We start from the raw sequence: 12,886 nt of genomic DNA on the forward strand, positions 1-12,886 counted from the left end.
CGCTGCGGGCGTTGTGGCACACTGCGAGCGTGCCTGCTCAGCTCATGATTATCGCCAGCAGCGCGCCGGTCCCCAGTGGCCGCTGAACCGTGGAAGAACTTCGCGGAAGCGGCCACCGTGCCTCAGACCCGCGCGCAGACCTCTCGCTACCCGCGAGAGGTTTTTTCGTTTCCCGGCCCATCCCAGCCGGGACCGGCCTGCGCGCGATGATGGGGGCAGTGACGGCGGCCTGCCCCTTTGGCGGGCATCCGGAACCACTCATCCGACAGGAGTCAGATCAGCATGACGACGACACCAGAGGCGGCAACTGCGCTGTCCGGGGGCCTGGACGACAGCTTCCACGTCTTCGACACCACCCTGCGCGACGGCGCCCAGCGCGAGGGCATCAACCTCACGGTCGCCGACAAGCTGACGATCGCCCGTCACCTCGACGAGTTCGGAGTGGGCTTCATCGAGGGCGGCTGGCCCGGCGCCAACCCCCGTGACACCGAGTTCTTCGCCCGCGCCCGCGCCGAGATCGACTTCAAGAACGCCCAGCTGGTCGCCTTCGGCGCGACCCGGCGCGCAGGCGGCTCCGCCGCCGAGGACCCGCAGGTGCGGGCCCTGCTGGAGTCCGGCGCCCCGGTCGTCACGCTCGTCGCCAAGTCCCACGACCGTCACGTCGAACTCGCCCTGCGCACCACCCTGGACGAGAACCTGGAGATGGTCCGGGACACCGTTTCCTACCTGGTCGGCCAGGGCCGCCGGGTGTTCGTCGACTGCGAGCACTTCTTCGACGGCTACCGGGCCAACGCCGAGTACGCGAAGTCCGTCGTACGCGCCGCCCACGAGGCCGGCGCCGACGTCGTCATCCTCTGCGACACCAACGGCGGCATGCTGCCCGCCCAGGTGACGGCGACCGTCGCGACCGTCCTCGCCGACACCGGCGCCCGCCTGGGCATCCACGCCCAGGACGACACCGGCTGCGCCGTCGCCAACACCCTGGCCGCGGTGGACGCGGGCGCCACCCACGTGCAGTGCACCGCCAACGGCTACGGCGAGCGCGTCGGCAACGCCAACCTCTTCCCCGTCGTCGCCGCCCTGGAGATCAAGTACGGCCGCACGGTGCTCCCCGAGGGCGCGCTCGCCGAGATGACCCGGATCTCGCACGCCATCGCCGAGGTCGTCAACCTCACGCCCTCCACGCACCAGCCGTACGTGGGTGTGTCCGCCTTCGCCCACAAGGCGGGCCTGCACGCCTCGGCCATCAAGGTCGACCCGGACCTCTACCAGCACATCGACCCCGAGCGGGTCGGCAACACCATGCGGATGCTGGTCTCCGACATGGCCGGCCGCGCCTCCATCGAGCTCAAGGGCAAGGAGCTCGGCGTCGAGCTGAACGGGGACCGCGCGCTGATCTCCCGGGTCGTGGAGCGGGTCAAGGAGCGGGAGCTCCAGGGCTACACGTACGAGGCGGCCGATGCCTCCTTCGAGCTGCTGCTGCGCGCGGAGGCCGAGGGCCGGGCCCGCAAGTACTTCCGCATCGAGTCCTGGCGGGCGATCGTCGAGGACCGCCCGGACGGCACCCATGCCAACGAGGCCACGGTCAAACTGTGGGCCAAGGGCGAGCGGATCGTCGCGACGGCGGAGGGCAACGGCCCGGTCAACGCACTGGACCGGGCGCTGCGGGTCGCGCTGGAGCGGTTCTACCCGCAGCTCGCCAAGTTCGAGCTGGTCGACTACAAGGTCCGCATCCTGGAGGGCAAGCACGGCACGGAGTCCACGACCCGCGTGCTGATCGCCACGACCGACGGCGTCCGCGAGTGGTCCACGGTCGGCGTGGCCCCGAACGTGATCGCCGCGTCATGGCAGGCCCTGGAGGACGCCTTCACGTACGGCCTCCTGCGCGCGGGCGTCGAACCGGCCGAGTAGTCCGCCACGCCTCGCCGGGCCTCGGCCCGGCGAGGTCCTCGGCGGCGGGCCGGACGGGCTTATGTCCAGCTCACACAGGAAAGTGCCGGTTCCGGTAGCGTCGTGAGCATGAGGACCTGGCTGATATCCGTACGCGTTGGATCGCTGCTGTCCGGTCTGCTGCTGGCCCTGTCGGCGAGCGCCCTCGTGGCCGCGCCGCAGGCATCGGCGGCCACCGGAGTCGCCGCCGTGGGGGAGGCCCTCAAGGAGGGCCCGGTCTACGTCGATCCCCGGGCCGAGGCGCAGCTGCCGGCTCCGGCGGCGCAGGCGCTCGCGCAGAAGATCAAGGACGCCGGGAAGCCGGTCTTCGTCGCCGTGCTCCCGGCCACCGCCGAGTTCCCGCCGGGCAAGGTGCTCAGCGCCGTCCGCGCCGAGACCGGCATCACCGGGCTCTACGCGATCCGGCTGGGCGACGGCTTCAACGCGGGCGCCGACAAGGCGGTCATGCCGTCCAACGCCGTGCGCAACCTCACCGAGGCCGTGAAGACGGGCACCCCGGTGGACGCGAGCACCCAGCTCAACAACTTCGTGGACCAGGCCCTGAGCCAGGCCAAGGGCAGCGCCCCGGCCTCCTGGGGCGGCGCCGCCGATGACGGCGGAGCCCCGGTCGGCGGCCTGATCACCCTCGGCGTGGTGGCCGCGGTCGGCGGCGGCGGCGCGTACGCGCTGGTCCGCCGCAACCGGAAGAAGAAGGAAGAGGCCCGTCGCGAGGCCATCGAGCGGCTCAGCGTGGTCGTCGACGAGGACATCACGGCCTTCGGCGAGGAACTCGACCGCCTCGACTTCCACCCCGGTGAGCCCGGCGCCGACGACGCCATGCGGGCGGACTACGAGCAGGGGCTCGACTCGTACGAGCGGGCCAAGCAGATCATGGCCTCCGTGCAGCGGCCCGATGAGGTCCAGGGCGTGACCCAGGCGCTGGAGGACGGCCGTTTCGCCCTGGCCCGCCTGGACGCGCGCCGTCAGGGGCGGCCGGTACCCGAGCGCCGTTCGCCCTGCTTCTTCGACCCGCGGCACGGGCCGAGCACCGAGGACGCCTCCTGGGCTCCGGCCGGCGGGGCCGCCCGTACCGTGCCGGTCTGCACGGCGGACGCCGTCCGGCTGCGCGACGGCCTGGATCCCGCGGTCCGCACGGTGGACACCGACTACGGTCGGCGCCCGTACTACGACGCGGGCCCGGCGTACGGCCCCTGGGCCGGCGGGTACTTCGGCGGCGGCATCCTGCCCGGCCTGCTCGTGGGCACGATGCTCGGTTCGATGATGTCCAGCCCCGCCTACGCCTCGGACTTCGGCGGCGGCTTCGACGGCGGGGACGTCTCGGGGGCCGACTTCAACCCGTCCGACTTCGGCGGCGGGGACTGGGGCGGCGGTGGCGGCTTCGACGGAGGCGGCGGCTTCGACGGTGGGGGCGGTTTCTGACCGTCCCCGGGCGCCCGCCGGGTCAGGCCTGCTTGATGGCCGAGATGTCGAAGGTCAGCTTCACCTTGTCGCTGACCATCACTCCGCCGGCCTCCAGCGCCGCGTTCCAGGTCAGACCCCAGTCGGAGCGCAGGATCTCGGCGGAGCCCTCGAAGCCGACGCGCTCGTTGCCGTAGACGTCCGTGGCGGAGCCGGCGAACTCCAGGTCGATGGAGAGCGGCCGCGTGACGTCCTTGATCGTCAGCTCGCCGGTGATGCGGTACGTGTCGCCGCCGAGCTGGGCCGCCCCGGTGGAGCGGAACGTCATCAGCGGGAAGGCCTCGGCGTCGAAGAAGTCACCGCTGCGCAGGTGGGCGTCGCGGTCGGCGATCCCGGTGCTGACCGAGGCGATCGTGACGTCGATGGCGGCGGTGGAGCGGGACGGGTCGCTGCCGTCCAGGTGCAGCGTGCCCTCGTGCTTGGTGAAGCTGCCGCGGACGTTGGTCACCATCGCGTGGCGGACGGTGAAGCCGATGCTGCTGTGGCCGGCGTCGATGACGTAGTCGCCGGTGAGGGCGGCGAGAGCCGGGTCCACTTCGAGCGTGGCGACGGCGGCGGTGGTGTCCTGGTTGCGGCGGGTGAAGAGACCCATGGCTTCCTCCTCGGTAGTGATGTTCGTTGAACTTTCAACGAGAATGACGCTAGACCCATTCCGTTCAAATTTCAACTTCTAGGCGGGGTGTCAGGTCGATTTGTAGAGGAGCGACAAAGGACGATGCCCCCGTCTGGCGGACTACGCGCATCCCCGAACCGTTCTGTGCGGGCCGGACAGCTGATGACACCCGAGACTGTGTGGAATCAACGGAGGTTTTTGACCCCGCGCTTCGTAAGGTCGGTACATGACCGTTGTGGACCAGACCCCGAGCGAGCCGACGGACGCCCGAGGGCGCGTGGCCGAGCTGCACTCCCTGCGCGAGCAGGCGCGGCGCGGCCCCAGTGACCGCGCGACCGAGACCCAGCACGCCAAGGGCAAGCTGACCGCCCGCGAGCGCATCGCGCTGCTCCTCGACGAAGGCTCCTTCAAGGAGGTCGAGCAGCTCCGCCGCCACCGGGCGACGGGCTTCGGCCTGGAGGCCAAGAAGCCCTACACCGACGGTGTCATCACCGGCTGGGGCACGGTCGAGGGCCGCACGGTCTTCGTCTACGCGCACGACTTCCGCATCTTCGGCGGCGCCCTGGGCGAGGCCCATGCCACGAAGATCCACAAGATCATGGACATGGCCATCGCGGCCGGCGCTCCGCTGGTCTCCCTCAACGACGGCGCCGGCGCCCGTATCCAGGAGGGCGTCTCCGCCCTCGCCGGCTACGGCGGCATCTTCCAGCGCAACACCCGGGCCTCGGGCGTCATCCCGCAGATCTCGGTGATGCTGGGCCCGTGCGCGGGCGGCGCCGCGTACTCCCCGGCGCTGACGGACTTCGTGTTCATGGTCCGCGAGACCTCGCAGATGTTCATCACCGGCCCGGACGTGGTCCGCGCGGTGACCGGCGAGGAGATCACCCAGAACGGGCTCGGCGGCGCGGACGTGCACGCCGAGACCTCGGGCGTCGCGCACTTCGCGTACGACGACGAGGAGACCTGCATCTCCGAGGTCCGCTACCTCATCTCGATGCTGCCCTCCAACAACCGCGAGAACCCGCCCGTCCACGAGACGAGCGACCCGGCGGACCGCCGCTCCGAGGTCCTGCTGGACCTGGTGCCCGCCGACGGCAACCGCCCGTACGACATGCTCAAGGTCATCGAGGAGCTCGTCGACGAGGGCGACGTCCTGGAGATCCACGAGCGCTGGGCCCGCAACATCATCTGCGCCCTGGCCCGGATGGACGGACAGGTCGTCGGCATCGTCGCCAACCAGCCCGGCCACCTCGCCGGCGTCCTGGACATCGAGGCCTCCGAGAAGGCCGCGCGCTTCGTCCAGATGTGCGACGCCTTCAACATCCCGATCATCACGCTGCTGGACGTCCCTGGCTTCCTGCCGGGCGTCGACCAGGAGCACGGCGGCATCATCCGCCACGGCGCCAAGCTGCTGTACGCGTACTGCAACGCCACCGTCCCGCGGATCTCGCTGATCCTGCGCAAGGCCTACGGCGGCGCGTACATCGTCATGGACTCCCAGTCCATCGGCGCCGACATCACCTACGCCTGGCCCACCAACGAGATCGCCGTCATGGGCGCAGAGGGCGCGGCCAACGTCATCTTCCGCAAGCAGATCGCGGACGCCGAGGACCCCGAGGCCATGCGCGTGCGCATGGTCAAGGAGTACAAGGCCGAGCTGATGCACCCGTACTACGCGGCCGAGCGCGGCCTCGTCGACGACGTCATCGACCCCGCCGAGACCCGCGAGGTCCTCGTCAGCGCCCTCGCGATGCTCCGCAACAAGCACGCCGACCTGCCGTCCCGCAAGCACGGCAACCCGCCGCAGTAAGGAGACAAGCCACCGATGAGCACCGACATGATGCTGCGCGTCGAGAAGGGCAACGCCGAGCCCGAGGAGCTGGCCGCGATCACCGCGATCCTGCTCGCCCGTGCCGCCGCCGCGCCCGAGGGCACCTCGGTCCCCGCGGGCCGCTCCCAGGCCGGCTGGCGCCGCCTGGAGCGCACCCCGGGCTTCCGCGCCCCGCACAGCTGGCAGGGCTGAGTCCCGAGCCCGACGCAAGGCCCCGCACCCTCCCTCAGGGTGCGGGGCCTTGCGCGTACCCGCCCCACGGCACGCAGCAACCGGCAACCGGCACGCGGCACGCGGCACGCGGCACGCGGCAACACCGGACTCCGTACACGGCGAAGGCCCCCGCGTCAGGGACACGGGGGCCTTACGGCTGTCGTCGGCGGGCCGCTACCGCAGGCGGGCCATGAGCGCGTGCTCGACGAGCGTGATGAGCGCGCTCTTGGCGTCCGCGCGGTGGCGGGCGTCGGTGGTGATGATCGGGGCGTCCGGGCCGATCTGCAGGGCCTCGCGGACTTCCTCCGGCGTGTACGCCTGATTCCCGTCGAAGCCGTTGAGGGCCACGACGAACGGCAGGCCGCTGTTCTCGAAGTAGTCGACGGCGGGGAAGCAGTCGGCGAGCCGGCGCGTGTCCACGAGCACGACGGCGCCGATGGCACCACGCACCAGGTCGTCCCACATGAACCAGAAGCGGTCCTGGCCCGGCGTACCGAAGAGGTACAGGATCAGGTCCTGGTCCAGCGTGATGCGGCCGAAGTCCATCGCGACCGTGGTGGTCGTCTTGTCACCGGTGTGGGTGAGGTCGTCGATGCCGGCGGAGGCGCTGGTCATGACGGCTTCGGTGCGCAGGGGGTTGATTTCGGAGACCGCGCCGACGAACGTGGTCTTGCCCACGCCGAAGCCGCCCGCCACCACGATCTTCGCGGAGGTGGTGGAGCGAGCGGGAGCCGCTCCGCCGTTAGAGCTTGCGAAGTCCACTGAGCACCCTTTCGAGCAGTGTCACATCTGGCTGGCCGCCGGCAGACTCGTCGCCGCCGGGCTGGTGAATGGCGACAAGGCCCGCCTCCGCCAGGTCGGCGACGAGGATGCGGGCGACACCAAGAGGAATGGAGAGGAGTGCCGAGATCTCCGCGACGGATTTGATCTCTTGGCACAGACGGCAGATGCGCTGGTGCTCGGGCAACTGCCCTTGCAGCCGCGCGGGATCGGCCGTGGTACTGACCAGCGCCTCGATGGCGAGCTGGTAGCGCGGCCGAGTACGGCCGCCGGTCATCGCGTACGGGCGCACCAGCGGGTTGTGGGCCTTCGGCGCAGGCTGCCGCATGGCGCGGGGAGGCTGCTGCTGCGGAGGCACATAGGGCTGCTGGGGCTGCCCGTACGGCTGCTGCTGGTAGGGGTTGTGCTGCTCCGGCATGGGCCGGCTGGGCGTGGAGGGGAAGTTGAAGCGGTTCTGGTCGTGCCCACCCTGCGGCTGCTGCGCGCCGCCATAAGGATGTCCTCCGGGTGTTGTCACGTTTCCTCCTCCGACTCCAAGTACGCAGTACTTCCTGTGGAACCGCGCCACCGCACCCTATGGTGCGATGGCGCGAAACGCACTGCCTGTCTGCTAGTTGAGAAGACTTCCCTGCAGCTCGGCGCGCAGGTCCGGAGTGAGGACACTGCCCGCACGGTCCACCAGCAGGGCCATCTCGTAGCCGACGAGGCCGATGTCGCACTCGGGGTGCGCGAGCACCGCGAGCGAGGATCCGTCCGAGACGGACATGAGGAAAAGGAATCCCCGGTCCATCTCGACCACGGTCTGGTTGACGGCGCCACCCTCGAAGATGCGGGAGGCACCGGCGGTCAGCGAGGTCAGACCGGAGGCCACGGCCGCCAGCTGATCGGCGCGGTCGCGCGGAAACCCGTCGGACATCGCCAGAAGGAGTCCGTCGGCGGAGACCACCACGGTGTGGGACACCCCAGGGGTGTTGTCCACGAAGTTGGTGATCAACCAGTTCAGGTTCTGTGCCGCCTGGCTCATCGGGCTCACACTAACGCTCCTGGTCATAGCTGTTACTTGACTGCTCAGAACCCGCGTTGCGTCCTTGCTGGACACCACGCCGCAGGTTGCTCAACCTGCCGCGGACGTCCTCCGGTGCGCGGGAGACCTGGGGGCCGCCCTGCGGGGTCGTCTCCGCCGCGCCCTCGACCAGGTTGGCCTTGGGCACTCGCCGAGGGAGACCGGACGAGGTGACCCCGCCCGCCTTCGGCTCACGGAGTTTGGCGGCCTGCTGCCAGCGTTCGTCGTTGCCCGAACGCCAGCCGGTGCTGGCTTCCTTCACCTCCGGGGCCCGCTCCGCTTCAGCGGGCTGCTGCTGACGCGGCGGCCGCTGTTCGAAGAGGGATCCGGAAGACTCCGCTTCCTGCCGTCCCGACTGCCGCTGCTGCTGGCTGCCGCGACGCGGCAGGCCCGCTCCGGTCATCTCGTGACCGGTGTCGGCAGCGGCACCCGGACGGTCGAAGCCTACGCGCTCCGCAGTCCGTTCGGGGACGGCAGGGGATTCCGATTCGGTCCCGTAATCCTGCTGGTAGCCAGCCGAATACGTGTTCTGCTCGGGCCACTCGGCCTGCCCCGCCTGGGATTCGTAGCCGTTGTCGTAGCCCTGGCCGGTCTGCTGACCGTCCGCGTAGCCCGCTTCCGGATAGGCGTAGCCCTGCTGCGGGTAGGCCTCGTAGCCCTGCTGGGGCTGCTGGGCCTCGTACGAGGCGTCGTAGCCCTGCTCGGACTGCTGCTCGTAGCCCTGGTACGGCTGGTACCCGTGCTCAGGCTGAGGTTCCGCATACTCCTGCCCAGCCTGCTCGGCGTACTCCTGATCGTCCTGCGGGTAGGAGACCTGGGCCTTCAGCGCGGCGCGCCGCTCCTCGGCGAGGAGCGAGCGCCCGACCGGGTCGAGCTGGCCGTCGCCGCCCTGCTGGTCGTAGCGGGAGTCGTCGAAACCGAGCTCGGCGGCCGTGCGCAGCGGCGCCTGCAGCTGTGCCTTCTGCTCCGGGATGATCTGGGAGACCGTGAAGTCGTCGTCCGGGATGCCCTCGCCACCGCCACCGTGGGTGATGGCGTCGGGAAGCATGACCAGCGAGGTGGTGCCCGCCGCCTCGCCCGAGGGGCGCAGCTGCACGCGGATGCTGTGGCGGTCCGCCAGCCGGCCGACCACGAACAGACCCATGCGCTGCGAGATCGCGGCGTCCACGGTCGGCGGGTTGGCGAGCTTGTGGTTGATGTCCGCGAAGTCCTCGGCGGTCAGGCCGATGCCCTTGTCGTGGATCTCGACCATCACGCGGCCGTCCGGCAGACGGGTCGCGTTGACACGGACCTTGGTCTGGGGGGAGGAGAACGTGGTGGCGTTCTCCAGGAGCTCGGCGAGCAGGTGCACGAGGTCGGTCACGGCCTGGCCGTGGATCTCGGCGTCGGAGACACCGGAGAGTTCGATGCGCTCGTACTGCTCCACCTCGGAGGAGGCGGCGCGCAGGACGTCGACGAGGGGCACCGGCTGGTCCCAGCGGCGGCCCGGCTCCTCACCCGCGAGGATGAGGAGGTTCTCGCCGTTACGGCGCATACGGGTGGCCAGGTGGTCCAGGCGGAAGAGGTTCTCCAGCTGGTCCGGGTCCGCCTCGTTGTTCTCCAGGTCGGTGATGAGGGTCAGCTGGCCCTCGATCAGGGACTGGTTGCGCATCGAGAGGTTGGTGAAGATCGCGTTGACGTTCCCTCGCAGAAGCGCCTGCTCGGCGGCGAGCCGGACCGCTTCCCGGTGGACCTGGTCGAAGGCGCGGGCGACCTCGCCGATCTCGTCCTGGGAGTCGATCGGGATCGGGTGGACGCGGGTGTCCACCTTGCCCGGGTCGGTGCGCGAGAGCTGGTCGACGAGCATCGGCAGGCGCTGCTCGGCGATGTCGAAGGCGGCGGACCGCAGGCGGCGCATCGCGCGGCCCATCTGGCGGGCCATGAGACCGGCCAGGATGAAGGCGGCGAGCAGGGACACGACCACGATGGCGCCGTTGGTGATGGCGTCCGTGCGGGCCTCGTCGGAGACCGCTACGGCGTCCTTGACGGCCTTGTCGAGGAGTTCCTTCTCGATCTCGTCGTAGCCGTCGAACTTCGCGGTGGCGGCGGCCTGCCAGAACTGGGGGTTGGTGCCGTTCTCGGCGAGCTTCTTCTTGTTCTCGCCGCTGGCGATCGCCTCGGTCATGCCGGTCAGTGCCGACTTGTTGACCACGGGCGGGGGCACGAAGCGGACACCGGCCTGCTCGGCCTGGCGCTTGGCCTCGGCGATCTTGGCGGCACCCTCGTCGGACTTCTTGCCCATGACCTCGCGGAGGCGGTTCACGTCCTCCTCGGTGCCCGCGGCGACGTACTCGCCCTGGGCGATCTCTTCGAGGTAGGCGTACGAGGAGAAGGCGACGAGCTGGGCCTTGCGGACGTCCTCGTTGGTGCTCGGACGGACCAGCAGGTGGGTACCGACGGAGCGCTGCAGCGAGTTGGCCGCCTTGGCCAGCTGGATCGCGTAGACCATGCGGCCGTACGAGGTCACGTTGCCGGTGCCGAGGCCGAGCTCGTTGGCGAACTGCATCAGGTAGTGCTGGACCGCCACGTAGCCCTCTTCGGTCGGGATGGGCCCGAACGACGAAGGAGGGTTCTTCTTGGGGCTCTCGGCCGCGGCCAGGTACGCCTTCTCGCGTACGTCCTTCAGCCTGGGCTCTTCCGCGCGGAAGAGGTCCAGACGCCGTTCCATGCCCTGGTTCTTCGGCATGTCCTGGACGACCTGGTCGAACTTCACCTTGGCCGCGTCGGTCGCGCCGCGGGCCTTGGTGACGATCTCGCTGTTGGCGTTGCCGCTCAGCAGCGGCTCGGCCGTGAGGTCACGCTCGTTGAGCAGTGCCTGGCTGTATTCCGAGGCCGCCTGGACGACCCTGGCTATCTGCTCGGCGTCCTGGGCCTCGTTCCAGGTGTCGACGGAGCCCTTCACCTGGAAACCGCCCATGACCAGCCCGACGAGGGCGGGCACGAGCAGGATGGCGTTCAGGCGGGTCGGCACACGCCAGTTGCGGGGGGAGAACCTGCTGGTGCTCCCGCTGCTCACGGGTGGTTCCACGGGCACGTCGACGGGCGACGCGGCCGCTCGCGGCGGCGGGGTGAAGTTGCCGCGCGCGGGTTCATCCGCGGGGCTTGCGATGCTTCGCCTCACTCGACCAACAACCTCTCGGCGGTGCTACTAGCTAGTTCGTTGAATTCCAGCACGGTTAACGGCCGTGTTCCAAACAGTTGAATTCGGCCACTCCGAGAACCTTATGCCCCGCATAAATCGGACATAAAGAGCTTCCTGCGGCAAAAATGGGGGGAGTTGTGCGCGTAGCGGTACCAACTGAACGCGCCCTGTGGCGAACCGGCCCGAATTCTCTGTCGAAACGTTATGAACGAGAGGGGCGGGCCGTGTCCCATGACACAGCCCGCCCCTCACGCACGGCAGTTGAAAGCGTGCTACTTGAGCCGCGCCATGAGCGCGTGCTCGACGAGCGTGATGAGCGCGCTCTTGGCGTCCGCGCGGTGGCGGGCGTCGGTGGTGATGATGGGGGCGCCGGGGCCGATCTGCAGGGCCTCGCGGACTTCCTCCGGGGTGTACGGCTGGTGTCCCTCGAAGCCGTTGAGCGCCACGACGAACGGCAGGCCGCTGTTCTCGAAGTAGTCGACGGCCGGGAAGCAGTCGGCGAGCCGGCGCGTGTCCACGAGCACGATCGCCCCGATGGCACCACGGACCAGGTCGTCCCACATGAACCAGAAGCGGTCCTGGCCCGGCGTACCGAAGAGGTACAGGATCAGGTCCTGGTCCAGCGTGATGCGGCCGAAGTCCATCGCGACGGTCGTGGTCGTCTTGTCGCCGGTGTGCGTGAGGTCGTCGATCCCCGCGCTCGCGGAGGTCATGACCGCTTCGGTACGCAGCGGGTTGATCTCGGACACGGCTCCGACGAACGTGGTCTTGCCCACGCCGAAGCCGCCCGCCACCACGATCTTGGCGGAGGTGGTGGAGCGGGGAGCCGCTCCACCGCTAGATGTTCCGAAGGCCACTGAGCACCCTTTCGAGCAGTGTTACATCGGGCGTGCCGCCGGCCTCTCCATTGCCCGGCTGGTGGATGGCCACCATTCCGGCCTCCGCCAGGTCGGCCACGAGGATCCGGGCGACACCGAGCGGCATCGACAGCAGCGCGGAGACCTCCGCGACCGACTTGACCTCGCGGCACAGGGTGCAGATGCGCTGGTGCTCCGGAAGGAGGCCGGACATGTGCATCGGATCGGCCGTGGTGCTGACCAGGGCCTCTATGGCGAGCTGGTAGCGGGGCCGGGTCCGGCCACCGGTCATCGCGTAGGGACGCACCAGCGGCTGATCGCCTTCCGAGTACGAATCTCCGTACGCATCGGGGTAGGCGGGGGGCGGGGTCATTGATCCTCCGGGCTGGACAGCAGTGGTCAGCGTGCCGTCTGACGGGGCGGCCGGTGGGGGGACGGTATGACGGCCTGTCGGTGGTACTGGGTTCCGGGGCCGCGGCCCCGGTCCCCCGGCCGGCAGTACCGTCCGGCCGGGAGTGGGTAAGTCAGCTGAGCAGGCTGCCCTGCAGTTCCGCGCGCAGGTCCGGAGTGAGGACGCTGCCGGCACGGTCCACCAGGAGGGCCATTTCGTAGCCGACGAGGCCGATGTCGCACTCGGGGTGCGCCAGTACGGCCAGGGAGGACCCGTCGGAGACCGACATGAGGAAGAGGAATCCCCGGTCCATCTCGACCACGGTCTGGTTGACGGCGCCACCCTCGAAGATGCGGGAGGCACCGGCGGTCAGCGAGGTCAGACCGGAGGCCACGGCCGCCAGCTGATCGGCGCGGTCGCGGGGGAAACCGTCGGACATCGCCAGAAGGAGTCCGTCGGCGGAGACCACCACGGTGTGGGACACCCCAGGGGTGTTGTCCACGAAGTTGGTGATCAACCAGTTCAGGTTCTGTGCCGCCTGGCTCATCG

The 12,886-nt window shown here is 69.7% G+C and carries 12 protein-coding genes; 4 read left to right on the plus strand and 8 right to left on the minus strand.

The window, feature by feature from the left end; translation table 11 throughout:
• Nucleotides 1-282 precede the first annotated feature (282 nt).
• Together cimA and OG737_RS21900 are read left to right on the plus strand one after the other, a co-directional pair.
• On the plus strand, nt 283-1,911 hold the full coding sequence (cimA, locus tag OG737_RS21895) for a citramalate synthase (protein WP_328927831.1): 1,629 nt from the start codon (nt 283-285) through the stop codon (nt 1,909-1,911).
• A gap of 108 nt (nt 1,912-2,019) precedes the next feature.
• Nucleotides 2,020-3,369: a hypothetical protein gene (locus OG737_RS21900; protein WP_405921884.1), complete on the plus strand. Its 1,350-nt coding sequence runs from the start codon at nt 2,020-2,022 to the stop codon at nt 3,367-3,369.
• 22 nt (nt 3,370-3,391) lie between these two features.
• Here OG737_RS21900 and OG737_RS21905 read toward each other — a convergent pair whose 3' ends face one another.
• Complete coding sequence (locus OG737_RS21905) at nt 3,392-4,000, minus strand: YceI family protein (protein WP_405921885.1); 609 nt, start codon at nt 3,998-4,000, stop codon at nt 3,392-3,394.
• A gap of 247 nt (nt 4,001-4,247) precedes the next feature.
• On the opposite strand from OG737_RS21905, the gene OG737_RS21910 reads away from it, so the two are divergent.
• On the plus strand, nt 4,248-5,831 hold the full coding sequence (locus tag OG737_RS21910) for an acyl-CoA carboxylase subunit beta (RefSeq protein ID WP_328927834.1): 1,584 nt from the start codon (nt 4,248-4,250) through the stop codon (nt 5,829-5,831).
• A 15-nt stretch (nt 5,832-5,846) separates the two neighbouring features.
• Nucleotides 5,847-6,044 carry an acyl-CoA carboxylase subunit epsilon gene (locus tag OG737_RS21915; protein WP_328927835.1) on the plus strand — a complete coding sequence of 66 codons (198 nt, stop codon included), beginning with the start codon at nt 5,847-5,849 and terminating at the stop codon, nt 6,042-6,044.
• A 195-nt stretch (nt 6,045-6,239) separates the two neighbouring features.
• Here OG737_RS21915 and OG737_RS21920 read toward each other — a convergent pair whose 3' ends face one another.
• The 7 genes from OG737_RS21920 to OG737_RS21950 all read right to left on the minus strand — a co-directional run bounded on the left by OG737_RS21920 (nt 6,240) and on the right by OG737_RS21950 (nt 12,884).
• Nucleotides 6,240-6,827, minus strand: coding sequence for an ATP/GTP-binding protein (locus OG737_RS21920; protein ID WP_215149809.1), 588 nt, complete (start codon nt 6,825-6,827; stop codon nt 6,240-6,242).
• The gene (locus OG737_RS21925; RefSeq protein WP_328927836.1) at nt 6,808-7,362 is read right to left on the minus strand and encodes a DUF742 domain-containing protein; all 555 of its coding nucleotides are present in this window, start codon (nt 7,360-7,362) and stop codon (nt 6,808-6,810) included. The genes OG737_RS21920 and OG737_RS21925 overlap by 20 nt, the downstream gene beginning before the upstream one ends.
• Nucleotides 7,363-7,455: 93 nt before the next feature.
• Nucleotides 7,456-7,869 (minus strand): roadblock/LC7 domain-containing protein, encoded by a 414-nt coding sequence (locus tag OG737_RS21930; protein ID WP_030037347.1) that lies wholly within the window; start codon nt 7,867-7,869, stop codon nt 7,456-7,458.
• A gap of 10 nt (nt 7,870-7,879) precedes the next feature.
• Nucleotides 7,880-11,068, minus strand: coding sequence for a nitrate- and nitrite sensing domain-containing protein (locus OG737_RS21935; RefSeq protein ID WP_328927837.1), 3,189 nt, complete (start codon nt 11,066-11,068; stop codon nt 7,880-7,882).
• Nucleotides 11,069-11,361: 293 nt separating this feature from the next.
• A complete protein-coding gene (locus OG737_RS21940) occupies nt 11,362-11,946 on the minus strand; it encodes an ATP/GTP-binding protein (protein WP_328927838.1) in 585 nt (194 codons plus the stop codon).
• Nucleotides 11,927-12,319, minus strand: coding sequence for a DUF742 domain-containing protein (locus OG737_RS21945; protein WP_328927839.1), 393 nt, complete (start codon nt 12,317-12,319; stop codon nt 11,927-11,929). The genes OG737_RS21940 and OG737_RS21945 overlap by 20 nt, the downstream gene beginning before the upstream one ends.
• A 151-nt stretch (nt 12,320-12,470) precedes the next feature.
• Nucleotides 12,471-12,884 (minus strand): roadblock/LC7 domain-containing protein, encoded by a 414-nt coding sequence (locus OG737_RS21950; RefSeq protein ID WP_328927840.1) that lies wholly within the window; start codon nt 12,882-12,884, stop codon nt 12,471-12,473.
• Between the last annotated feature and the right edge of the window lie 2 nt (nt 12,885-12,886).

The sequence above is a fragment of the Streptomyces sp. NBC_00122 genome, assembly GCF_045160845.1.
Classification (GTDB): domain Bacteria; phylum Actinomycetota; class Actinomycetes; order Streptomycetales; family Streptomycetaceae; genus Streptomyces.